At 57.5% G+C, this 24148-nt stretch carries 21 protein-coding genes and 1 pseudogene; 12 read left to right on the top strand and 10 right to left on the bottom strand.

All coding sequences use genetic code 11. The annotated features are described in order from the left end of the window. Positions 1-282 precede the first annotated feature (282 nt). The 6 genes from KQ296_RS05280 to KQ296_RS05255 all read left to right on the top strand — a co-directional run bounded on the left by KQ296_RS05280 (position 283) and on the right by KQ296_RS05255 (position 5209). Complete coding sequence (locus tag KQ296_RS05280) at positions 283-1125, top strand: hypothetical protein (RefSeq protein WP_259726385.1); 843 nt, start codon at positions 283-285, stop codon at positions 1123-1125. Positions 1126-1170: 45 nt separating this feature from the next. After that, the gene (locus KQ296_RS05275) at positions 1171-1881 is read left to right on the top strand and encodes a hypothetical protein (RefSeq protein WP_259726384.1); all 711 of its coding nucleotides are present in this window, start codon (positions 1171-1173) and stop codon (positions 1879-1881) included. A 331-nt stretch (positions 1882-2212) separates the two neighbouring features. Further along, positions 2213-2719 (top strand): hypothetical protein, encoded by a 507-nt coding sequence (locus KQ296_RS05270; RefSeq protein ID WP_259726383.1) that lies wholly within the window; start codon positions 2213-2215, stop codon positions 2717-2719. 57 nt (positions 2720-2776) lie between these two features. Further along, positions 2777-3832 carry a UDP-glucose 4-epimerase GalE gene (galE, locus tag KQ296_RS05265; RefSeq protein ID WP_011932026.1) on the top strand — a complete coding sequence of 352 codons (1056 nt, stop codon included), beginning with the start codon at positions 2777-2779 and terminating at the stop codon, positions 3830-3832. 9 nt (positions 3833-3841) lie between these two features. Then, positions 3842-4369 (top strand): methyltransferase domain-containing protein, encoded by a 528-nt coding sequence (locus tag KQ296_RS05260; protein ID WP_011932025.1) that lies wholly within the window; start codon positions 3842-3844, stop codon positions 4367-4369. Further along, positions 4370-5209: a glycosyltransferase family 25 protein gene (locus KQ296_RS05255; RefSeq protein ID WP_011932024.1), complete on the top strand. Its 840-nt coding sequence runs from the start codon at positions 4370-4372 to the stop codon at positions 5207-5209. It begins immediately after the preceding gene. Here KQ296_RS05255 and KQ296_RS05250 read toward each other — a convergent pair. From KQ296_RS05250 to psbZ, 3 genes are all read right to left on the bottom strand, one after another. Next, positions 5199-6410: a DUF563 domain-containing protein gene (locus KQ296_RS05250; protein WP_259726382.1), complete on the bottom strand. Its 1212-nt coding sequence runs from the start codon at positions 6408-6410 to the stop codon at positions 5199-5201. The two genes, KQ296_RS05255 and KQ296_RS05250, sit on opposite strands and share 11 nt — an antisense overlap. Positions 6411-6506: 96 nt before the next feature. Then, positions 6507-6992: a 6,7-dimethyl-8-ribityllumazine synthase gene (ribH, locus tag KQ296_RS05245; protein ID WP_011932022.1), complete on the bottom strand. Its 486-nt coding sequence runs from the start codon at positions 6990-6992 to the stop codon at positions 6507-6509. Positions 6993-7024: 32 nt separating this feature from the next. Then, a complete protein-coding gene (gene psbZ, locus KQ296_RS05240) occupies positions 7025-7213 on the bottom strand; it encodes a photosystem II reaction center protein PsbZ (protein ID WP_011932021.1) in 189 nt (62 codons plus the stop codon). Positions 7214-7545: 332 nt separating this feature from the next. Between psbZ and KQ296_RS05235 the strand changes: the two genes are divergently transcribed. The 3 genes and pseudogenes from KQ296_RS05235 (at position 7546) to mutS (ending at position 11984) form a co-directional block, all read left to right on the top strand. Then, entirely contained in the window at positions 7546-8253 is a 708-nt protein-coding gene (locus KQ296_RS05235; RefSeq protein WP_259726381.1) for a glycosyltransferase, read from the top strand. A 22-nt stretch (positions 8254-8275) separates the two neighbouring features. Beyond that, positions 8276-9157 carry a bifunctional 2-polyprenyl-6-hydroxyphenol methylase/3-demethylubiquinol 3-O-methyltransferase UbiG gene (locus KQ296_RS05230; RefSeq protein WP_011932019.1) on the top strand — a complete coding sequence of 294 codons (882 nt, stop codon included), beginning with the start codon at positions 8276-8278 and terminating at the stop codon, positions 9155-9157. A 95-nt stretch (positions 9158-9252) separates the two neighbouring features. Then, positions 9253-11984: pseudogene (mutS, locus tag KQ296_RS05225) on the top strand (DNA mismatch repair protein MutS). Here the strand turns inward: mutS and KQ296_RS05220 are convergent. Further along, a complete protein-coding gene (locus tag KQ296_RS05220; RefSeq protein ID WP_011932017.1) occupies positions 11969-12604 on the bottom strand; it encodes a precorrin-8X methylmutase in 636 nt (211 codons plus the stop codon). The pseudogene mutS and the gene KQ296_RS05220 sit on opposite strands and share 16 nt — an antisense overlap. Positions 12605-12672: 68 nt before the next feature. Here KQ296_RS05220 and holA point away from each other — a divergent pair, with 68 nt between their 5' ends. Both holA and KQ296_RS05210 read left to right on the top strand, forming a co-directional pair. Next, entirely contained in the window at positions 12673-13653 is a 981-nt protein-coding gene (gene holA, locus KQ296_RS05215; RefSeq protein WP_011932016.1) for a DNA polymerase III subunit delta, read from the top strand. Positions 13654-13708: 55 nt separating this feature from the next. Further along, a complete protein-coding gene (locus tag KQ296_RS05210) occupies positions 13709-15511 on the top strand; it encodes an aspartate kinase (RefSeq protein WP_011932015.1) in 1803 nt (600 codons plus the stop codon). Between the two features lie 17 nt (positions 15512-15528). Here the strand turns inward: KQ296_RS05210 and uvrB are convergent, their stop codons facing one another. The 4 genes from uvrB to KQ296_RS05190 form a co-directional block, all read right to left on the bottom strand. Beyond that, on the bottom strand, positions 15529-17565 hold the full coding sequence (uvrB, locus tag KQ296_RS05205; protein WP_011932014.1) for an excinuclease ABC subunit UvrB: 2037 nt from the start codon (positions 17563-17565) through the stop codon (positions 15529-15531). Positions 17566-17601: 36 nt separating this feature from the next. Beyond that, positions 17602-18144, bottom strand: coding sequence for a hypothetical protein (locus tag KQ296_RS05200; RefSeq protein WP_011932013.1), 543 nt, complete (start codon positions 18142-18144; stop codon positions 17602-17604). After that, positions 18137-18523, bottom strand: coding sequence for a phage holin family protein (locus tag KQ296_RS05195; protein WP_011932012.1), 387 nt, complete (start codon positions 18521-18523; stop codon positions 18137-18139). The genes KQ296_RS05200 and KQ296_RS05195 overlap by 8 nt, the downstream gene beginning before the upstream one ends. A gap of 62 nt (positions 18524-18585) precedes the next feature. Beyond that, complete coding sequence (locus tag KQ296_RS05190) at positions 18586-19362, bottom strand: DUF561 domain-containing protein (RefSeq protein WP_011932011.1); 777 nt, start codon at positions 19360-19362, stop codon at positions 18586-18588. Between the two features lie 75 nt (positions 19363-19437). Between KQ296_RS05190 and tilS the strand changes: the two genes are divergently transcribed. Then, positions 19438-20454 carry a tRNA lysidine(34) synthetase TilS gene (tilS, locus tag KQ296_RS05185; RefSeq protein WP_041428314.1) on the top strand — a complete coding sequence of 339 codons (1017 nt, stop codon included), beginning with the start codon at positions 19438-19440 and terminating at the stop codon, positions 20452-20454. Positions 20455-21128: 674 nt separating this feature from the next. Here tilS and KQ296_RS05180 read toward each other — a convergent pair. Both KQ296_RS05180 and dapA read right to left on the bottom strand, forming a co-directional pair. Beyond that, positions 21129-23171 carry a ribonuclease J gene (locus KQ296_RS05180; RefSeq protein ID WP_011932008.1) on the bottom strand — a complete coding sequence of 681 codons (2043 nt, stop codon included), beginning with the start codon at positions 23169-23171 and terminating at the stop codon, positions 21129-21131. A gap of 66 nt (positions 23172-23237) precedes the next feature. Then, positions 23238-24146, bottom strand: coding sequence for a 4-hydroxy-tetrahydrodipicolinate synthase (dapA, locus tag KQ296_RS05175; protein WP_011932007.1), 909 nt, complete (start codon positions 24144-24146; stop codon positions 23238-23240). Between the last annotated feature and the right edge of the window lie 2 nt (positions 24147-24148).

Below are 24148 nucleotides of genomic sequence, written 5' to 3'. Positions count from 1 at the left end.
CAAAAGGCCAAAAACTGAGCACATTCTTTGTAAACTTATAAGATATAGCGGCATGAATAGCACTTCAAGTGCCTTAAATATAAAGAATTAATGTCGCTAGTTTTACATAAAACAAGGTCAATTGATGAATCGTGTCTTAATGATCAAACCTTTCAAAAGGAACTACGCAGCACTGTATAATAAAGAAAAAATTCTCAACGTATGAAGCCAGTTCTTATTTCTCACTACAATCCTTATGGGAGGTTCGGACATACAACACTAAATAGATTGACTACTTTCCTAATGGCTCATTATTTTGATTGGAAATTTCTTCCAAGCCGCTATGACTATTTTACTGAGCATTGGAATCAGTTTATTGACTGGAAACAATCTGAAAAAGCATATAAAGGTGAAGCACTATATCAATTAATTGAGATGGTTGATATTTTGAATGACTTGGATAAAGATGGCATAAACAGAACATTTGACTTTGAAAAAAGCACAAACATCCGAAAAGTTAAAAGAATTATAGATGACCAATATGCAAAAGGAAAGCAATTATTGGTGCGCTTGCCATTCGATCAATTTCCTGGAAAACTTTTGAAAAAAACTGATACAATTCACAGAGATCTTCAAAACTGTCTTAAATTAAGAGAATTATCTTCTTATGATATTTCAATTCATATTAGGCGTGGAGATGTAAACATGGTTAATAATCATTCGCGCTGGTGTATAAGCGATGAGATTTATGAGATACTGCTAAGGGAACTTTCTTCTGAATTTCCCAACGAAACAATCTGTTGCTACAGTCAACTTAATACAGATGGTTCAATACCTTTAGCTAAAATACAGGAGCTCCCTAATGTAACACTTAATATATCAAACTCAACATGGACTAATAAAGATGAAATTGATGCGTTTTCGCAAATGATGGGTTCGAAAGTAATAATTGGTGGCAGATCAGCCTTTTCGCAGCTTGCTCATTTTTGTTCAAAAAATGAGCAGCAATTTTTTATAGGCTTAATAAAAGATAACGATAAAGGATTTTATCAATCCACGAAATCATCATTCCATAAGCTTTGCGCGGATATTAATATATCAACCATAAATTCTATACTTCAAGAAGTAAAGAATAGCCTCCCTTAGCATAGATTGCTTAGATCAAATGATAGAGTATCAAATAAAACTTTTGTGCTAGTGAGTTTTATAATTCAATCGGGTGTTAACAAAGAAATTCTCGGTATCTTTATACATGTTCCCAAAATTGCCGGAACCTCATTCCAAAATTATCTAAGAGATTATGGAGTTAGATTAGTGCGACCCAATCCAGCGTGGATAGGTCATTTAACAGCACAGCAAACTATTGATTTACTAGAGAGCGACTTATCTTTGCAACAACATCTCGGAGATACTGTTCGCCTATTTGCCTTAACAAGAGAGCCCAATTTCTGGATGCAGTCACTATATAACTATGCCCTAACTAGCTCCCCAATGGTCTCGGGCTTGAATTATGAACACACTTTTTTTGAAGCGTCTTCTATTAATCAATACTATCTTGATTTTATTAAATTTAATTCTGTCAAAAAGCTATCACGAACTAGCCGCTTATGGAGTTATAATAAACTATCAATGAGGCCATTGTGGAAATATTATGCAATTAGGTATCAGAATAAAAAAGAGCGCAGAAAATACGTGCTGAAAACATTTAACCTTAAAAATATAGACAAAGCAATTCATGAGATTCTTGATGGAAGTTGTGATTTTGACATTAGTGAATTCGAGTTTAAAACCCAAAAAATATACAATACAAGTAGAAAAGTAATTAATGCACAAGTAACTGATCAATCATTAAAAAGAATGGTCCAATTGATACATGTCGGAGATACAGATATAATATTTTAAATAATTCACTTCAGATCACATGCCAAACAAACCCTAAAAAAACAAACCAAAAGTGTCGGCAATATTTATTTGAATACATACTTTCATTGAACTGGATTACGCCATCGATTTATATTAATAATATATTACCGTGAACAAAGACTGTCGACTCAAAGAATATTATACTGGCCAATGAATGATGCATCTAGTATATATGCTAAAATAAAGAACTCTCTGTCATTGCATGCAAATTTACCAATTTGGACTTCTCAGAAGTGGTTCTACTTTAGTGTACAATATTCTGAAAGAGATTTTTTATAAGCATATACATAAGTGCCACTCTCTTGAAAACATGCCAAGTGGTAAGCTGGTAATTACATATAGAAACCCAGTCGATATTATAGCTTCTTCAATTTTACGCTTAGACGATGACTTGACTGACAATACAATCAGCAAGCACTTGCTAATATGCAAAAACAATGGATTTAACGACATAACAGAGCTTAAACAAGAAAGTGCATGCTTTCTACAATATGAAAAATTTTACTTCGATCATACTTATATATACAATGAGCTTGAAGCGTTTTTTGGAATCACCATAGATACAAAGCTGAGAATTTATTTAAAAGACAAATATTCTGTAAAAAATATAGCTCACTCTGTATCAAAATTTTCTTCATTTAAGGAATATGATTTGGAAACACATTTCCACGGAAAGCACATATCCAAATTCATGGGAGCGCCTGGTTCGGGGTATGAGCTTTTCAATCAAGAGCAAATAAATAGGATTGAATCAGAATTCGGAGAGATTTTTCAATTACTAGGCTACGCAAGAAATAATGCTAATCACTTTGATTAGTACATGTACTCATCATGTATAATAGCCTAAGTATTAATGTTATGAAAGGCATTGCCAATGAACATTCTAGTCACAGGTGGTGCTGGCTTTATCGGCAGTCATACTTGCCTTCGCCTCTTGGAGGAAGGTCATCAAGTTGTATCCATCGATAATTATTCTAATAGCACTGTTCAATCTCTAACAAGAATAAAAGAGCTCACCAGTAGCGTGAATACTCAGAATCTAAAAATTATCGATGGAGATATCAGGCGCTCAGTAGATCTCTTTAAGGCATTCAATTGTCTAGATGGCAAAGAAATTGATGCTGTTATACATTTCGCAGGTTTAAAATCTGTTGGAGAATCAATGAAAAAGCCTCTAAAATATTGGGATATTAATGTGAACGGTACCAGTAATCTGCTCATGGCTATGAGCAAGCATGGGTGCAAGACTCTGGTTTTTAGCAGCAGCTGTACGGTTTACGGTACAAGTAAACAGAAAAAAATAAACGAAGCTTCAACAATTGCACCAATCAACCCATACGGAAGAACGAAGGCTGCCGTAGAACAAATGCTCCTTGATCAGTTTAATTCAGACCCTCAGTGGCGGATCTGTTGTCTTCGATACTTCAATCCTGTAGGTGCACATCCTTCAGGCCACATTGGTGAAGATCCAAAAGGAACGCCGGGCAACTTATTCCCATTTTTAATGCAAGTTGCTAAGAAACAGCGGAAAAAATTAAATATATTTGGCAATGACTGGCCAACAGCTGATGGAACTTGCATACGCGACTATATCCATATTCTCGATTTAGTGGATGGACATCTAGCCGCACTCAGATTTTTGTGCGAGGAAGCTCCGCAATGGCTTGCTGTGAATCTAGGTACAGGCATTGGCGTCTCTGTACTAGAGTTTGTCTCGGCATTTGAACAGGCAACAGGGCTTGTGGTTCCTTACGAATTTGTTGAGAGGAGAGCTGGAGATGCTGCAGTTGCAGTAGCTGATCCCTCCGTGGCATTGAAAAAACTCAAATGGAAACCAGTAAGATCGTTGCGCGACATATGCATTGATGGATGGAAATGGCAAAACGCCAATCCAAACGGTTTTAATAATCAAGCCTCTATAATTTCCTAAGTATTCGCAATGAATTTGAACACTAAAAAAATACATTTAGGCTGCGGCAATCATCACCTCTCTGGCTTCATTAATGTCGACGCAAGACAAACAGATGCAACAGATTTAGTATGTGACATGAATCATTTGCCATTCCAAAAAAATAGTCTGGACGTTGTCTATATGTGTCATAGCCTTGAGCATATTGGCTTGACAGAGGTTGGTGGCTTCGTCCAAAAAATTTATACCCTATTAGCACCAGGAGGCCAATTCTATGTATCGGTGCCGAACTTTGAGGTTCTTGCCAGCTTATATCTATCCAACAAGTGCCCCCTATCTATGATCGTTCGTGCGATCCATGGAGGACAAGAGTACCCAGAGAATACCCACTACATGAGTTACGATCAGATATTATTAACTCAAATCCTTAAATCTGCGGGATTCGCTGAGGTAAAACAATATTTACCAATGAATTTCCTACCAGCTGGCTTTTCTGATACGTCAACTTATGAAATCGCTGGTAAACAAATCAGCTTGAATTTGTGTGCTACTAAATAAATGCTAAAGTTAGGATCACTACTTTCTTCCTACCTAATTCACTATTCAAAGCTTGATCAAAGACTCAAACAGCAACTAGCCTCATCGATTGGCGTTCAATTATTACCGAAAATAATAACGGAGCATAGTGTATACAGCTATAGCCCCTCTATTGATCAGGAGGATACATCGCTGACATCTGCGAGAAAAGCAGAGATGATGGCACAAGTAATGCAAATCAATCACATCTTATTGTATCATCAATCAGTTATGTCACACTCACAAAATGTGAGACGCTGTGATGTAGGTAAGTCGATCAGTCAAGTCAATGAAATTCAAATACGAAGCCTTTTTCACCAATCTCTTAATGCGTATAGCAGAAAGAATATTGAGCTCTCCATTCAACATCTTTCGGCTATGAAAGACTTTATCAGTACTGATCATCAATATTGTCTTATTTTAGAGGATGATGCTTGTGTGTCGAGCCATTGCGATAAGCCTCTCGCTGACCGAATTGCCTCCTGCGTAGATTCAATCAGTCACCTGGGTGAAGGATTCTTTGATGTCAGTGATAGTTTGAACTTCAGGCCACAGGTCGAGAATAAAAATCAAGCATCCAATTTTATTGAAATGGGAGAAGGTCAAACACGATGTGCTTCTTCTTATATCGTAACTCGAAAAGTCGCCGAAACAATCATTAATGATTCATCATCATTATTGCTGCCAATAGACTGGCATTTAAGTTATTTACTGAGTGCCAACAAGATAAGAACTTTTTGGCAGATTCGTCCAATTTTTATGCAAGGATCACAGACCGGAGTGTTTGCTAGCAACCAAATGAAGAGAAATCTCAATGACTAGCCAAACAACGATTAAGGATCTCCGTCAATTTATCGATATCAATCATGTAGTCTGAAGAAAAGGTAGGGTTGTCATTTTTTGATGATCCTTCGATAAACAACCAACTCAGTTCAAGCATAAAAGCGAGACTATAATCGTGTCCTGACAAGTATCCGGGTCCAAAAAATTCAATAATTTGGCAATGCTTCTTGCAAAAAATCATATTAACAAAAGCAGATCCATGAGGACCAATTATGATATCGGCGTTAGAAAAAATATGTGCCTGCTCGTAGATTGATAACTGATCCATCGACAATGGCATGAAGCCGTAGAGACTTAATTGATTAAGAACATCACCCTCATTTATAATATTTCGACCATTCAGTGCCTTCCCTCGCTGAAGATAAATACGTTTGTTGGTTGAACGAATAGTCTTGTTCAGCGCCAGATAGTTATTTGAGTACAGGATGCATTCACTTATTCTTGACAACCAAGATCTCGAATGATGCGCGGGAAATGGAGGCGTAACAGAGAGAAAATTGTTGCATAAAATCGGACTGCGATAATATTCGATAACAATTTCTCTCTCAAAAAGCAATTCAATCCAATCTTCTTGAAATTGAGTTAAGGACTGCCCTATAACAATAAATGAAAGAGACTTTAAATCTAAGTCATCATTGATCAACGAACGAAGAATTAACAACCTTGGAAGCCACTCGAATGTCCAGTGCCAATAATTATCAGCGTCAGCATGATTTTTTATAACAAATTTGTATTGATTATTTGCTGCAAATTTCAACCCATCGAAAGACTCTATTGGAACTGCATTGCTCATTTTTTGGCCATTGGTGAGCACTGCATTATGTGCAGAAGGAAACCATCGCTTCCAGTCTTGCCGGACCAAAGGATGAGAATATGAATGGAGCCCGTCAGCGAGCCACGGCGCTAAAAATAACTCATAATTATTAGGTAAAATGATGCACTGTTTTAGAAGTGATGCTTGGCCCGAGTAGCACAATAATTCTGATTGTTCGGAATTAAAGATACTCTCTGGCTGTGATTTAGCTAATATATTAATTATTTGCTGCGGACCCTCTATGGTCGTAACCTCTGGGATTGCGTCGGCTATGTATTTATGAAGAGTGTTCTTGTCATCTTTGCTGTTTGAGTATTCAAATAAGTAATGGTTAAGCATATTTAAACAGAAAAAATACGTCGCCAATCATCAAAAACTAAAAACTACAATTGGCTGCAATGTCATTCATTAAAGGCAGGAAGGTTTATGTTAGGGATTAATCTTTTCTAAATGCTATAGGAGTCATGCTTCAGATTCCAAGGCATGCATCAAACTCCCCATCTCTAACGCCTGCAACCCATAGCTCCAGCCGAGGTTGCTCTTGATGCCGGCTCTCTCCAGCGCCTGTTGCATCGTATCGGTGGTGAGCACGCCAAAGATCACTGGCACTCCGGTGTCCCGCGCCACAGCCGCAATGCCTTTACTGGCTTCGGCGACGACGACGTCGAAATGGGGCGTATCGCCGCGTATCACTGCACCCAGGGTGATTAGCACCTGATAACGGCCGCTACGGGCCAGGTTTTGTGCCGCCACCGGTAGCTCAAAAGAGCCAGGCACCCAGGCCACATCCAGCTGGCTGCTCTCGGGGGTCACGTCCACACCATGGCGGTGCAGACAGTCCAAACATCCGCTCAAAAGCTTGCCGGTCACAAGATCGTTGAAACGGGCCACCACCACAGCGATGCGCAGGCCCTGCGCGTCGGTAAACCGTCCTTCAAAGGTGGCCATTGCTGGTCGCTGTCAGAACAACCATCGTGGCATCACACCACGAAGAAGCTCATCCCCCAGTTCACCAGCACCAGAGCCACCCAAGCGATGCCGCCCAGCAGGATCAGGCGATTGGAGCGGCCGCTGTCCTCATTGGAGGCATAAAGCACCGGCACCGCCACAATCAGGGCGAACGACATCACCACCAAAGCCAGCACGGTGAGGGTGTTGAGGATCTGCATGGGAGAGGGCGACGCCGGGTCGATCGATGGGGATTCTCCCACGGACCAGCCCGCCCCTGCGGCAACGGCGACAGCAAGCTTCACAGCCTGTGGTGAAGCGGGCGCTCAGTCACTGAGAATGGCGGCATGACAGTGCCCGTCGCCTGGTTCACTACGGCCCCTACCAGCCGCTCTGGCAGCAACCAGGGCTGCTTCAAGCAGGGCCGCAGCTGCCTGATGGTTCTCACTCCCTGCAGCTCAGCCAGCCCACCATCCAGGCCCTGCGCGCAGGCCTCAAGCACCGCGGTTGGCCCAGCCGCAGCGTGCTGCTGCACTACAGCGACCCCTTCTTAATGCGCGCCTGCCCGCTCCAAGGCGTGCGGCAATGGCCAGGCCCGCGCCTGCTGGCCTGCGGTGATCTGCACCACGGGCCTGCGCCCCTCGACACCCTGGCTGCCTACCAGGGCAGCGAGCCCCACGACGCCGTGGTGCTCACCTTCAATCCAGCCCTGTTGGAGCAGGTGCAGGCACGCTTGAACGTGCCTGTGCGCTGCCTGGCCCCCAGCTTCTTTCGCTACCCAGCAGCCCAGCGGACTGCATCACCAGAGCGGGTGCTCCTGCATGTGGGCAGCCTCGGGCCCCACCACCCCAAGCGCCGCGAACTGGTTGAAGCCCTGCAGGCCAGGTGCCGCATCCCGTTTCGCCATGCCACGACCACCAGTGCCGAGGGGGCAGCGGAGCTCTATGCCCGCCATGCCCTAGTGCTGAATGTGCCCCTCAATCACGATCTCAACCACCGGGTGTTTGAGGTGATGGCCGCCGGCACGGCCCAGGTGGTGGTTGCAGATCCATCGCTGGTAGGACCCTTACAGCATCTGGCAGAACGGCCGGATGTGTTCTGGGCGAGTTCGATCGAGCAGCTTGAGGCGTTGGTGCAGGAGTTATTCGCAAGCCCAGGGCACCTTCGAAACATTCAGGTTGAGCCTCCTCCCTACTGGGAGCTGACAAGATTGCTGAAGACGGCCCTGGCTCCTGATTCGATCAAAGCAATCCAACTATGAGATAATCTCTGCAAAAAGTGTTATGACTCTCAATCTTTCAGAAAATCAAATTACTCGAATCAGAGAGACATTCAAATTAAGCTATCACCTCCCCTATCTTGAGCATTGCGCCCAAAAAATTCCCCTTAAGGGATTAGACGTCTTAGAAATTGGTGGGGCCTTGCCGGCGTCGCTGGTTCTCGATCATTGCGAGTGCAACAGCTGGACTGCCGTAGAAGCCCCGTCCTATGACGAAGAATTGGGCGAGGCCAATCAATTTCACAGAAATGAGGCCGACAAAAGGCGAGTCGACGCCTTGGGACAGAGATACCGGCACCATTACTGCAACGCGGAAGATCTTGATGGAAGCCACCACAACCAGTACGACCTTATTTTTTCAATCGCTTGTTTTGAACACATCGCCAGGCTGCCACTGGCAATCGAGCAAATGCTGCTCTACTTAAAGCCAGGCGGAAAGCTGTTCACGATGCACTCGCCCATCTGGAGTGCTTTCGACGGCCATCATCTACCAATTGGTATCCCCGATCGCTTTGACAAACAACTTCAACACCAAAGCTACATCTTTCAACCCTGGGGCCATCTCCTGCAAAGCAGAAGCCAAACCTATGCCGACATCAGCAATCGGTTTGATAAACAATTTGCTGAAGAAGTAATCTACAACACCTACAACAGCAATCACATCAATCGCTACTTCAGTGAAGATTATTTTACGATCTTCAACAATTCAGGCTTTTCCATTCTTGAGTACCAAACCACATTCCATAGGCATCCAGACCAGCAAACTCAGCAAACATTAGAAACGCGCTATCCCGGCTACAAGCAATTCGCAAATAATGGCATTTACGCCATTCTGCAAAAACCGCAAACCACTCACTCAGTTATTTCTCAAGTGACCAAATTTTGATCTGAACAAGCAAGCTCAAACGAAATCGAAACGCTGAAAGCAGCGTTTCAACCCCAGGTGGGATCGGTACGATCCGCCCAGATCGTTCTGCTCTGATGCCGCGCTCCGCTGCCCAATCCGAGGAGCAAACCCTCCAGGGCAGTCTGTTCGGGGCTCCAGAACCCGCTGAACCAGCCAAAGGCCGCTCCAGCCAGCCCGCCAATCCTGAGCTGGAGGACCTCACGGACGCCAGCCTCAGCGCTGATGCCGCCGCCCGGCCCCGCCAACGCCAGCAGCGCGGGGAGAGCAACGACCCAAGCGCTGACGCAACCGCAGAGGCCTGCGACGGCGACGACGCCAGCAGCGACGAACCCGCCTGGGCTCACCACAGCCAAGTGGATCCGGCCCAGCTCACGCCGATGCTGCGCCATTACGTGGAACTCAAGGCCGAGCATCCCGAGCGCGTGCTGCTGTACCGCCTCGGTGATTTCTTCGAATGCTTCTTTGAAGACGCCGTGGAGCTCTCCCGGGTGCTGGAGCTCACCCTCACCGGCAAGGAAGGGGGCAAGGCGATCGGCCGCGTGCCCATGGCCGGCATTCCCCATCACGCCGCCGAGCGCTACTGCGCCGAGCTGATCCGCCGCGGCTATTCGGTGGCGCTCTGCGACCAGCTGGAAACCACCCCCGCCAAGGGCGCCCTGCTCAAACGCGGCATCACCCGCGTGCTCACCCCCGGCACCGTGCTGGAGGAAGGCATGCTCAGCGCCCGCCGCAACAACTGGCTGGCCGCTGTAGTGGTGGAGCCCGCCACCAGCAAAACACCGTTGCGCTGGGGCCTGGCCAGCGCCGATGTGAGCACCGGTGATGTGCGCGTGATGGAGCGCACGGGCAGCGATGGCCTGCACCAACAGCTGGCCCAACTCGACGCTTCCGAACTGCTCTGGGCTGGCGATGGCGACAGCGGCGAAGCCGCGCGACCCACCTGGTGCCCCGAGCGTCTGCGCCTCAGCCCCATGGCCCGCACCCCCTTCAGCGCCCCCCAGGCCGAGCAGACCCTTAAAACCCACTACCAGCTGGCCAGCCTCGATGGCCTCGGCCTGCCGGAGCTGCCCCTGGCCCTGCGTGCCTTCGGGGGGTTGCTGCAGTACGTGAACGACACCCAGCCCCTGGAGGAGGACGCCCGGGTTCCCCTGGATGTGCCGGCGATCGTGCACAGCGGCGAGGCCCTGGTGCTCGACGCCCAGACCCGCCGCAACCTGGAGCTCACCGCCACCCAGCGGGACGGCCAGCTGCAGGGGTCGTTGCTCTGGGCCATCGATCAAACCCTCACCGCCATGGGCGGCCGCTGCCTGCGCCGCTGGCTGGAAGCCCCACTGATGAATCTCAGCGCCATCCAGCAACGTCAGGCCGTGGTGAGCCTGCTGGTGAGCGGTCGCCCCCTGCGTCAGGCCCTGCGCCGGTTGCTGCGGCCCATGGGTGATCTCGAACGCCTGGCGGGCCGGGCCGGTGCGGGCCATGCCGGCGCCCGTGATCTGGTGGCGATCGCCGATGGCCTCGAGCGCCTGCCCCAACTAGCCTCCCGCCTGCAAAGCAGCCTGGAGCAGTGGCCGAATGAACTCACGGCCCTGCAACAGCCCGAGCCCGCCCTGGCTGAACTGGCCGCCAGCATCCGCCAGACCCTGATCGACGCCCCGCCCCTCTCCCTCAGCGAAGGCGGACTGATCCACGACGGCGTCGACCCCCTGCTCGATGGCCTGCGCAACCAGCTCGATGATCAGGACGCCTGGCTAGCGGAGCAGGAGCGGCTGGAGCGCGAGCGCAGCGGCAACAACAACCTGCGCCTGCAATACCACCGCACCTTCGGGTACTTCCTGGCGGTGAGCAAAGCCAAGGCCAGCTCAGTTCCGGAGCACTGGATCCGCCGCCAGACCCTGGCCAATGAAGAGCGCTTCATCACCCCCGAACTCAAGGAGCGGGAGGGGCGTATCTTCCAGTTGCGGGCCCGGGCCTGTCAGCGCGAATACGAGCTCTATTGCAGCCTGCGCGAGCAGGTGGGGGCGATGGCTGCCCCGATCCGCGCGGCAGCCCGAGGCATCGCCTGCCTCGATGCCCTCAGCGGCTTGGCAGACACCGCCGCCACCGGCGGTTGGTGCGCTCCGCTGCTCAACGACAGCCGCCAGCTGGAGATCGTGGCCGGGCGCCATCCGGTGGTGGAGCAGCTGCTGGTGGAAACGTCCTTCACCCCCAACGACCTCAACCTGGGCAGCGGCACCGATCTGATCGTGCTCACCGGCCCCAATGCCAGCGGCAAAAGCTGCTATCTGCGCCAGATCGGCCTGATCCACTGCTGGCCCAGATCGGCAGCTGGGTGCCGGCCACCTCAGCCCGCGTCGGCCTCGCCGATCGCATCTTCACCCGGGTGGGCGCCGTGGATGATCTCGCCGCCGGCCAGTCCACCTTCATGGTGGAGATGGCGGAAACCGCCAACATCCTCCACCACGCCAGCGCGCGCTCCCTGGTGCTGCTCGATGAGATCGGCCGGGGCACCGCCACCTTCGATGGCCTCTCGATCGCCTGGGCGGTGAGTGAACATCTGGCCGGCGATCTCAAAGCCCGCACGGTGTTCGCCACCCACTACCACGAGCTCAACAACCTGGCCGGCGAACGCGCCAACGTGGCCAACTTCCAGGTGATGGTGGAGGAAACCGGCGCCGATCTGGTGTTCCTGCATCAGGTGCAGTGCGGAGGCGCCAGCCGCAGCTACGGCATCGAAGCCGCCCGCCTCGCCGGCGTGCCCACACCCGTGGTGCAACGGGCCCGGCAGGTGCTCGATCAATTGGCGGCCTGAGCCGCCCGCAGCAGGGCATTCACGGCGGCAGCCACCAAGCCGGCGCCGCCGCGGGTGCCCTCCAGGCGGATCTGGGCCAGGCCACTGGCGGCCAGGCGGCGCTTGCTCTCCGGCACCCCCACAAACCCCACCGGCATGCCGATCAGCACAGACGGGGCATCGGCACCGGCCTGCACCTGATCAAGCAGCTGCTCCAACGCGGTGGGGGCACTGCCCACCAGCACCAGCGGCAAAGCGCTCCCGCTCGAGCGGGCCGCTGCGCTGAGCTCCGGCCAGGCCCTCTGCATCGCCGCTGCCGAGCGGGTGGAGCCCTGGGGCGAGAGCGCCGGAGCCCAGTCGAGCAGGCAGCGCACCTCGCTGCCCAGGGTGCGGGCCGCCATCGGTGCCACTGCCGCCGCGGCCATGGCCGTGTCTGTGAGAATCACGGCTCCACCGGTGAGCGCTTGTACAGCGCGGGCGCAGGCACCGTCGCTGAACTGCAGCAGGGGCCTGAGACCAGGATCACCGCTGCTGTGCACCAGGCGCTCCAGCACCTGCTGCTCCAAAGGGCCTAAACCCGTCTCCCCGAGCAGAGCCCGAATGCGCCGGATGCTTTCGGTGAAGATCGGGTGATCAGCCATGGGGGCGCTCCTCGAACAGGCCTATGCCACACAGGGCAGACTTCAGCATCCTCTGATGCCTTGTCGCCATGCCGATCCAGTTGCTGTGGGGCGATGATTCCGCGGCGCTGGAGCGGGCCATTCAGGCCGTGATCGACAGCGCGCTCGATCCGGCCTGGGCGAGCGTGAATCTGAGCCGACTGGATGGCAGCGACAGCGGGCAGGCCCGGCAAGCCCTGGAAGAGGCGCGCACGCCCCCATTCGGCAGCGGAGCGCGGGTGGTGCTGCTGCAGCGCTCACCTTTCTGTAATGGCTGCCCCAGTGAGCTGGCCGATCGCTTTGAAGCCTCCATCGACACCATTCCCGACAGCACCGAGCTGCTGCTCTGCAACCCCAACAAACCCGATGGCCGGCTGCGCACCACCAAGGCCCTGCAGAAACGGGTGAAGGCAGGGCAGGCCAAAGAGCTGAGCTTCAAGCTGCCGGCGGTGTGGGACGGCGCCGGGCAGCGCCAGTTGGTGGAGCGCACCGCCAGCGAGCTCAAGCTGAGCCTGGAGCCCAAGGCGGTGGACGCCCTGATCGATGCCATTGGCAGCGACAGCGCCCGGTTGAGCATGGAACTGCAGAAACTGGCCCTGCATGCCGAAAGCACGGGCAGCCCACACATCAGTGCCACGGCGGTGCAGAGCCTGATCGATGGGCTCAGCACCAATGCCCTGCAGGTGGGCGATGCCCTGCTCGCCGGCGACCCCGGAGAAGCGATCGCCCTGCTCGATGCCCTGCTCGATGGCGGCGAACCGGCCCTACGCATCGTGGCCACCCTCACCGGACAGATCCGCGGCTGGCTCTGGGTGCTGCTGCTCGAGCAGCAGGGGGAACGGGATGTGGCCGTGATCGCCAAGGCTGCCGGCATCGGCAACCCCAAGCGCATCTACGTGATGCGCAAACAACTGCAGGGCCGCAGCCCGGAGCGCTGCCTCAACCTGCTCGGCCGGCTGCTGGATGTGGAAGCAGCGCTCAAACGCGGTGCCCAGCCCGGCGATGCCTTCCGTGACGGCCTGCTGGGATAAACCGGCCAGCCAACCGCCACGGTGAGACAATCGCCTGCGACATGAGGCGGCGTGGATGGCCCTGCTGGTGCAGAAGTTCGGCGGCACCTCCGTTGGCAGCGTGGAGCGCATTCAGGCGGTGGCCCGGCGCATCGCCGCCTGCAAGGAGGACGGCAACGACCTGGTGATCGTGGTCTCGGCCATGGGCCACACCACCGATGAACTCACCGCCAAGGCCCGCGCCATCAGCAGCAACCCGCCCCAGCGAGAAATGGACATGCTGCTGGCCACCGGCGAACAGGTGTCCATCGCCCTGCTCTCGATGGCCCTGCATGCCCTGGGCGTGCCAGCGATCTCGATGACCGGCGCCCAGGTGGGCATCGTCACCGAATCAGCCCACGGCCGCGCCCGCATCCTCGATGTGCGTACCGACCGTTTGCGCAGCCGCCTGGCGGAAGGGCAGGTGGTGGTGGTGGCCGGCTTCCAGGGCACCAGCCAGAGCAGCGGTGGCACCGCTGAGATCACCACCCTGGGCCGTGGGGGCTCGGACACCTCAGCGGTGGCCCTGGCCGCAGCCCTCGGCGCCGATGCCTGCGAGATCTACACCGATGTGCCCGGCGTGCTCACCACCGACCCGCGCAAGGTGGCCGATGCCCAGCTGATGCCGGAGGTGAGCTGCGATGAAATGCTCGAGCTCGCCAGCCTCGGCGCCGCCGTGCTCCATCCCCGCGCCGTGGAGATCGCCCGCAACTACGGCGTCACCATGGTGGTGCGCTCCAGCTGGAGCGAAGACGCCGGCACCACCCTCACCAGCCGCAGTGCCCGGCCCATCGGCCGCGATGGTCTGGAGCTGGGCCGGCCCGTCGATGGCGCCGAACTGGTGGAAGGGCAGGCGGTGCTGGCGCTCTCGCACGTGTCGGATCAACCGGGCGTGGCCGCCCAGCTGTTTGAAAGCCTCTCCGCCGGTGGGGTGAATGTGGATCTGATCATCCAGTCCACCCACGAGGGCAACAGCAACGACATCACCTTCACCGTGGCCGAATCCGAGCTCGAGAAGGCCCGCGGCATCTGCGCCGACCAGCTGCAAACCCTGGGCGGTGAGCTGGTGGCGGAAGCCGGCATGAGCAAGCTCAGCATCAGCGGCGCCGGGATCATGGGCCGCCCCGGCATCGCCGCCGGCCTGTTCCAGACCCTCTCGCGGGTGGGCATCAACCTGCGCCTGATCGCCACCAGCGAAGTGAAGGTGAGCTGCGTGGTGGAGGCGTCCGCCGGTGCCAAGGCCCTGCAGGCCACCCAGGACGCTTTTGAGCTCGAGAGCGATCTGATCAGCCTCAACCCCCTGCCCAGCGGCGAAGGCGATCCGGAAGTGCGCGGGATTGCCCTCGACAGGGATCAGGCCCAGGTGAGCGTGCGCCACGTGCCCGACAAACCCGGTACCGCCGGTGCCCTCTGCAACGCCCTGGCCGATGCGGGCATCAGCCTCGATGGCATCGTGCAGTCGGAGCGGCAGCATGCTGATGGCAGCCGCGACATCAGCTTCACGCTCAAGCGCGACGACCGCGCCGCCGCCGATCGCGCCCTCTCCCACCTGCTGGCCCAATGGCCCGGCGCCCTGCTTGAGGATGGACCCGCCATTGCCCGCGTCAGCGCCGTGGGTGCGGGCATGCCGGCAACGGCCGGCACCGCTGGGCGCATGTTCCGCTACCTGGCGGACGCCGGCGTGAACATCGAGATGATCGCCACCAGCGAAATCCGCACCAGCTGTGTGGTGGCCGAAAGCGATGGCATCGCTGCGCTTCAAGCCGTGCACACCGGGTTCGAGCTGGGCGGCAGCACCCGCCATCAGGCCCAGGGAACGGAATCGCCTTTGGAGAGCTGACCCCTCAGCTGGTTGGGTTAAACCTTGCCCACCAGCTTCTGGCGCAGCTGCTTGATGCGGTCACGCAGGTTGGCCGCTTCCTCGAAATCGAGCTTCTTGGCTGCCTCCTTCATCTTCATCTCCAGCTGATCGATCAGCTCCGGCAAGGCATCCAGGGCCATGCCATCGGCATCGTCGTCGAGGGCCTCCACCGCTTTGCTGGCCACCTGCACCAGATCGGCATCGGGGCCCTCGGTTTTGAGCTTGCGGCTCAGTTCCAGGAAACTCAGGATCGAGTTGCTGGCTTTCTTGCCCGCCGCCGTTGGCACAATGCCGTGCTTCTCGTTGTAGGCCTGCTGGATCGTGCGTCGGCGCTCGGTTTCGCTGATCGCCTTGGCCATTGAATCGGTCATGTTGTCGGCATAGAGCAGCGCCACCCCCTCCACGTGCCGCGCGGCCCGGCCAATCGTCTGAATCAGGGAGCGCTCAGCGCGCAGGAAACCCTCCTTATCGGCATCGAGGATCGCCACCAGGCTCACCTCCGGTAGGTCCAGACCCTCCCGCAGCAGGTTCACCCCCACCAGCACGTCGTATTCACCAAGGCGCAGGTCCTGAATGATCTCGATGCGCTCGATCGAATGAATCTCCGAGTGCAGATAGCGCACCCGCACCTCGTTCTCCGCCAGGTAATCGGTGAGGTCTTCCGCCATCCGCTTGGTGAGGGTGGTCACCAGCACCCGCTGCTGCTTGCTGGCCCGATCGCGGATCTCCCCCAGCAGATCGTCCACCTGTCCCGTCGTGGGCCGCACCTCCACGATCGGATCGAGCACCCCCGTGGGGCGGATCACCTGCTGAGCCACCTCGTCGCCGCTCACCTCCAGCTCCCAGTTCCCCGGTGTGGCGCTCACAAACACGGTCTGATGGGCTTTCTCCCAGAACTCCTCCCCCTTCAAGGGCCGGTTGTCGGCTGCACTGGGCAAGCGGAAGCCATGGTCGATCAGCACCTTCTTGCGCGCCTGGTCGCCGTTGTACATCGCCTGCAGCTGGGAGCAGGTGACGTGGCTTTCATCCACGATCAGCAGCCAATCCTTGGGGAAATAATCGATCAGGCATTCCGGCGCTGTGCCCGGCTCACGCCCGGCCAGATGACGGGCATAGTTCTCCACGCCGTTGCAGTAACCCACCTGGCCCAGCATCTCCAGGTCGTACTTGGTGCGCTGCTCCAGGCGCTGGGCCTCCAGCAACTTGCCTTCGGTGTTCAAAAAATCCAGCCGTTCAGTGAGCTCCGAGCGGATCGCCTGCACCGCCGTGTCCAGGCGGTCTTTCGGGGTCACGAAGTGTTTGGCCGGATAGATATTGATCGACTCCAGGCTCTGCAGGATCTCGCCGGTGGTGGGGTCCACGTAGCGGATCGCTTCCACCTCATCGCCGAACAGCTCCACCCGCACCAGCCGGTCTTCATAGGCGGGGCCGATCTCCAGCACATCGCCCTTCATGCGGAAGCGACCGCGGGCAATTTCGGTGTCGTTGCGGCTGTACTGGTTGTTTACCAACTCGCGCAGCTGGCCGCGGATGTTCAGCGTCTCCCCCACCTCGAATTTCACCGCCGCCTTGAGGTATTCACTGGGAATCCCCAGGCCGTAGATGCAGCTGATTGAGGCCACCACGATCACATCGCGCCGCTCAAACAACGAGCGCGTCGCCGAGTGGCGCAGCATGTCGATCTCTTCATTGATCGAGGCCGTTTTGGCGATGTAGGTGTCGCTGACCGGAACGTAAGCCTCCGGTTGGTAGTAGTCGTAATAGGAGATGAAATATTCAACGGCGTTGTTCGGGAAAAACTCCCGCAACTCGTTGCAGAGCTGGGCTGCCAGGGTTTTGTTATGCGCCAACACCAGCGCCGGCCGCCCGGTTTGGGCGATCACGTTGGCCATCGTGAAGGTTTTGCCCGTGCCCGTCGCGCCCAGCAGAGTCTGGTAGCGCTCCCCGTCATTCACCCCCGCCACCAGCTGCTTGATTGCCGTCGGCTGATCACCCTTGGGGCTGTAGGGAGCGGTGAGATCGAAGGCGGGCATGGTCCTGGTGTGTGTGGCCCGAGATGGCCAACCACCTTACGGAGATTGCTGCGGGCGCGGGGTCTGCCGCAGCAGCTCCAGCACGTAACCCGCCCGGTTCTGGTAGCGATAGGCCTCGGCTTCCTGCACCGCCCCGAAGCGCTTCACCGCCTCCGCCGGCACCGGCCAGCCCAGAGGAGGCACCCCGCGGAGATCCCCCTGCAGGTGCTGCAACACATGGATGAATTCGTGGCTGATCAGCATGCAGCGCACCGCAGCGCTCATCGGCCGCTGGCGCAGGGTGATCCGCCCCAGCCGTCCAGGCTCGGCCCGATAGGTGGCGTCTTTTCCGGGAAGCTCCGGTTCCCCGGCCACCACCGTGATCCCCAACCGGGCTCCCTCCTTCAGAAGCTGTTGATCAAGCCCGGGATCCTGCTCACAGCTGGGGAACTGGCCGCTGGGCCTTTGCCGGTAATCCGGACGCGGTTGCTGAGCCTGAGCCTGGGTTGGCCGAACGGGCGGCTCGGACGGCACCGACAGCCGCCAACTGCCGATCAGCAGCACCCCCAGAGGGAACAGCAGGGGCAGAAACCTACGCACCAGGCCCCAGCAGAGCGCGTACCGCCACGGTGCCGATCAGGCTGTACACCCCAGCGCCGAGCAGGGCACTGAAGAACCCGCGCTTGAGGGTGAACCCATCGATCAACCGGCTCGCCAGGGCAAACAGGATCGTGGCGATCAACCAGTTGAACAGAAACGACACCGGGAAGAGCAAACCTCCCAGGGACGTCACCAGCCACACCGGCCCCAGCAGCAGTTTCAAGGGCAGAATCAGCAACGTGCCCAGCAGGCCAATCAGCACAGCAGCCCACAACGCTGTACCGAAGCTGGCCACCTCAACCCCGAGAGGCAGGGCTGCCACCACCAGCAGCACCAACGCCCGCAGGGGCCATTGCAGCAGCCAGGCGAGGGGTCCCATAGCCAATGGATTGATCAGAGTTTCAGCCTAGAAATCCTCGCCCGGGCTGCCAAGGGCAGCGATCACACGCGGCTGGTTGCGCTGCTGGCTGTGAGCGCTTCACGCAGGCTGCGCACCACGGCCACCATCGCCAGCGGGTCGCTGAGTCGGTTCACCGCTGAGCCCACACCCACGCCGGTGGCACCGGCGGCGATGGCCATGGGCAGGGTGACGGCCGACAGGCCGGAAGCGCAGAGCACCGGCGCATTGAGACCGGCCTGGCGCAGGGCGGCGCTGATGCTGTGGGCAGCAGCCAGGGTGGGGGCGGCCTTCTCGATCAAGCCGAGGCTGCCGGCACTGAAGGGCTTGGCACTGGTGCCACCTTCGGTTTGGATCAGATCAGCGCCAGCGGCCACCAGATCCACCGCCAGCTGCTCCTGCTGGTCCATCGGCAGGGTGTGGGGCACCGTCACGCTCATCACCACCTCGGGAAGCAGGGCGCGGGTGCGGCGGGTGAGCTCCAGCACCTCCGCGGCACCGAAGATCCGGCCCTGGGGATAGAAGGCGTCGTAATTGCCGATCTCCACCATCGCCGCACCAGCCGCCACCGCAGCCGGGAACTGCTCGGGCTCCACCGACGACACACACACCGGCACCCCACCGGACACCTCCAACGCCAGCGCCACCAGCTCCGGGTCACAGGCCACATCGATCAGATCGGCGCCGCCCTGCCCCGCGGCACGGGACACGCGGGCCACTGAGGCCGCATCGAAGTTCATCAGGCCAGCGATCACCTTGAGCGTGGACCGCTGGTCCAGGCTGCGGCGAAGAGCGGCAGGCAGCAGTGAAAGGCGGGTCATCCAGCTGAATGATCAGATCCAAGCATTCTCCCACCGCGTGTGCGGGCAGGATCAGGGGGCCACTCCACCCGCCCGATGACCGCCAGCGAGCCCTGGCTGCACTGGCACGACCGGCTGCATCGCCAGCTGCTGCAGACCCCCACCCTGTTGCCCCAGGGCACCACCCTGCTGCTGGCGCTGTCGGGCGGGCAAGACTCCATGGCCCTGCTGGGGCTGCTGCGCGATCTGCAAAAGCACCACCACTGGACCCTGCAGCTCTGGCATGGCGACCACGGCTGGCATCCCGGCTCAGCCGCCGTTGCTGATGCCCTGGCCCAGTGGTGTGACCAGCAAGCTTTGCCACTAAGGGTGAGCCGCAGCACGGCTGCAATCACCGGCAGTGAAGCCGCAGCACGCGCCTGGCGTTACAGCGAACTCAGCCAAACCGCCCAGCAACTGAACGAAGCCGGCGCAGCGGGCGCCTGCACGGTGCTCACCGCTCACACCGCCAGCGACCGGGCCGAAACCCTGCTGATGCAACTGAGCCGCGGCACGGATCTGGCAGGCCTGGGCAGCCTGCGTCAGAGCCGGCCGTTGCAGGCGAACAGCAGCCATGGCCCCCGGCTGGTGCGGCCCCTGCTCGATTTCACCCGCGATGAAACAGCGGCGATCTGCCAAGACCTGCACCTGCCGGTCTGGCACGACCCCAGCAACAGCGATCTACGCATCGAACGCAACCGCATCCGCCAGGAGGTGCTGCCCGTGCTCGAGTCTCTCCATGCCGGTTGCAGCCGGCGCATGGCCTGGCTCAGCGAACGCATCTCCCAGGTGCACGACAGCCAAAACGCGCTGGTGGATCTGAGCCTGCGGGGCCTCCAGAGCGCCGGCAACGGGCTACAACGGCCTCCTTTGCAGGCTCTCGCTGCTGATCCCAGACGCCTGCTGCTGCAACGCTGGCTGCAGCAGCAGGGTGTCCAGCCCCTGAACGCCCGCCAGCTGGAGGAGCTCAGCCGTGCCATCGGCCCCCAGCAACCACCTGGGGAACGCCACCTGGCCGGAGGCCAGCGCTTCCACTGGTGCCGGAACTGGGTACAACTAGACCACAGGGGCTGAACAGCGTGGACGGCGACTTTCAGACGCGTTATGTGGCGGCCGAGCAGGCCTACGGAGCCGGTGATTTTCAAACGGCCCAGGCCATCACCAGTGCCCTGCTGGCCGAGCTGGATCCGCTGCCGGACGCCACAGAGGAACGCCATGCAGCGCTGGCCTGGCAGGCCTTCGTGGCCCTGCTTGCAGGCCACATCCATCTCTATGGCCTGCAGCAACCGGATCAGGCCCATGGCCTCTACAGCCTGGTGCTCAGCAGCCATCCGCCCGACACGCTGCGGCAGCTGGCGGAACAGGGACTGGAGCGCCTGGCTGAACAGACCACGGCAACAACCGATCCAACAGCGCAGCCGGAGCCAGCACCAACTCAGGCCTCGTTGATCAGCGACCCGTTTCTGGCCGCTTCTTCATCGGAGGCAACGCAGGCAGCGATCCCGCAGGCACAGACCACGGCCACACCCTGGCTCGACCTCACTCCAGAACCGGTCACCCAGCCAGAGCCTGTGGTTGAGCAAGACCCACTGCCAGACCCGGCAACCATCCAGGACGAGGCAATCGCTGAAGAACCGTTAGCTGAAGCTCCAGAGCCCAACGTTCCAGAAGCCAACAGCAGCCCCCCCCGTAGCGGAGGGGCTGCTGCAGAAGCTGAAAGCCGGACGCCTGCGCGTGGATCTCTGAGATCAGGCCGCGGCAGAACGGCGGCGGCGGGTGCGGCCAGCGGGCATCTCCTGATCAACGGCAGGGGCCGAAGGGGCCGCTGCTGCAGCTGCTGGCGTTGGCGCAGGAGCGGGCGCGGGAGCAGCAGCAGCAGGTGCGGATGCAGGTGCCGGGGAGGCAGCAGCGGGCTTGGCCACCCGGTTGGGGGCGGCATCGCGGTAGCGGCCACCACCGCCACCACCACCATTGCGGCCACCACCATGGCCACCGTGGCGACCGCCGCGGCCGCGGGGAGCCGGACGGTTGTCGGGCTCAGCATCGGCCCGACCCTTGTACACCGGAGTGCCAGCCGGTGCCGGCTGCACCAGACAAAGAATCAGGGGCTCCACCTGCAGTTCGCGGCGCATTCGGCGGCTGAGACCCACCTCCACTTCACGCTGCACGCCCATCCAATCCACCTCAGGCGCCTTGCCGCCGGTGTTGCGGGTGAGCTGCTTCCAGCGGTTCTCCAGCACCCAGTTGATTTCACGCTCGGTCCACAGCGACATCTTGCGGGCATCGGCGGTGGTCACCACACCGCGCAGATTCACCCGGGGGGGCGCCACCATCGCCCCATCGGTGCTGATCGCCGCCAGGATCGTGACAATGCCGTCCTCAGCGAGCTGCTGACGCTCCTTGAGCACCCGGGCATCGACGATGCCATTGCGCGACTGGTCGAGGAGCTCGATGCCGGCCTTCACCGGATCGCCCTTGCGCAGGGAGTCGGCGGTGAGTTCCACCACATCGCCGTTGTCGATGATCAAGGTGTTGTCTTCCGGCACACCCATGGAGTGCCCGGTGCGGGCATGGCGCACCAGCATGCGGTGCTCCCCGTGCACCGGCACGAAGAACTTGGGACGGGTGAGCGCCAGCATCAGCTTCTGGTCTTCCTGGAAGCCGTGGCCGGACACGTGAATGCCCTCGCCTTTGCCGTACACCACCTTGGCGCCCAGCATCATCAAGCGGTCGATGGTGTTCACCACCGAGATCGTGTTTCCGGGGATGGGGCTGGCCGAGAAAATGATCGTGTCGGAGCTCTTCACCTTCACCTGGGGGTGATCACCGCGGGAAATCCGGCTGAGGGCAGCGAGAGGCTCACCCTGGCTGCCGGTCATCAGCAGCAGGGTTTCCCGGTCGGGCACATCGTTGATCTGCTTGATCGGCACGAACAGCTCATCGGGGGCCCGCATGTAGCCCAGCTCGCGGGCCTTGGCGATCACATTCAGCATCGAGCGGCCGAGCAGACCCACCTTGCGGCCATTCTTGAGCGCGAGCTCAAGAATCATCGACACCCGGTGAATCGAACTGGCGAAGGTGGTCACGATCACCCGGCCCTCGGCATCAGCCATGTGGCGATCGAGGTTGGCGAACACGGAGCGTTCCGGAGGGCAGAAGCCGGGAACTTCCGCATTGGTGGAATCGCTGAACAAACAGAGCACCCCCTGATCACCGTGATGGGCCAGGCGTGCCAGGTCGAAGTGCTCGCCATCCACCGGGGTGTGATCGAACTTGAAGTCACCCGTAAAGATGATCGTGCCCACCGGGGTGCTGATCGCCAGCGAGAAGCTGTCGGCCATGGAGTGGGTGTTGCGGATGAACTCCACGGAGAAGTGCTGGCCCACTTTCACCACATCGCGCGGGCCCACGGTCTGCAGGGTGGTGCGGTCGGTGACCCCCGCCTCGTCCATTTTTCCGGTGAGCATCGACAGCGCCAGGCGCGGGCCGTAGATCACCGGGATGTTGAAGTGCTTGAGGTGGTGCGCGATGCCACCGATGTGGTCTTCGTGACCGTGGGTCACGATCATGCCGCGGATGCGCTTCTGGTTCTCGCGCAGAAAGCTTGTGTCCGGCAGCACCACGTTCACGCCGTGCATGCCGTCGCTGGGGAAAGCGAGGCCGGCATCCACCAGCATCAGGTCATCGCCGTACTCGAACACGCAGGTGTTCTTGCCGATCTCATGCAGACCCCCAAGCGGAATCACGCGAAGGCAGGGTTGCTTCGTATTGGCAGTCGTGGAGGCGGTCATGACGTCAGTTCAGAGGTAAGAAAATCAATGGAGATGGCGCATGCAGCGCTGTCAGCAGCCGTGGCGTCAGGTTGGACGCAGGGCAGCGAGGGTGTCGGAAAGGGCAGCGCGCATCGCGGGATCCAAGGGAAGAAGGGGAGAACGGGGAGAGCCCACCGGCCAGCCGCTCAGCTCGAGCGCCGCTTTCACTGGAATGGGATTGGTGGTGGCGAACAGGGCCTTGAACAAAGGGATCAGTTGTTCGTGATGGCCGAGCGCCACAGCAGGCTGCCCGCTGAGATAAGCCTCCACCATGGCGCGCATCCGGCGGCCCACCAGATGACTGGCCACACTCACCACACCCACGGCGCCCACCGACAACATGGGCAACACCAGGCCATCGTCACCGCTGTAGATCGCCAGCTTGGCTCCACAGGCCAAACGCAGAGCCGTGACTTCCTCGGTGGTCCCGCTGGCGGCCTTGAAACTGACGATGTTGCTGCAGTCCATTAGGCGCGCCACGGTGGCGGGCTCCATGGAGCACCCCGTTCGGCCAGGAATGTTGTAGAGCATCAGCGGTAGCTCTGGTGCCGCTTCGGCGATGGCGCGGAAATGCGCCTCCAAACCCTCCTGGGGAGGCTTGTTGTAGTAAGGAGTCACGACCAGAGCACCATCGGCACCCGCTGCTGCAGCTTCACGGGTGGCCTTCACCGCTTCCTGGGTGCAGTTGCTTCCCGTACCGGCGAGCACCGGCACCCCGGGGCCAACGGCTTGACGCACGGCTTCCAGCAGCTGGGACTGTTCATCCCAGCTGAGGGTGGGAGACTCACCGGTGGTGCCGCACACCACCAAACCATCGGATCCCTCATCCACCAGATGGCGGGCCAGACGACCGGCCAGGGCGAGATCCACGGCACCCTCCGCATCGAAGGGGGTGACCATGGCCGTGAGCAAACGGCCAAAGGGGGTGGGGGACAGTTCTGCAGCAGGGCTCATAA

Origin of the sequence: Synechococcus sp. CS-197, from assembly GCF_025128215.1 — a bacterium.
Classification (GTDB): domain Bacteria; phylum Cyanobacteriota; class Cyanobacteriia; order PCC-6307; family Cyanobiaceae; genus Synechococcus_C.
Note: the sequence above shows the minus strand (reverse complement) of the source record. Positions and strands in the feature narration are given on the sequence as shown.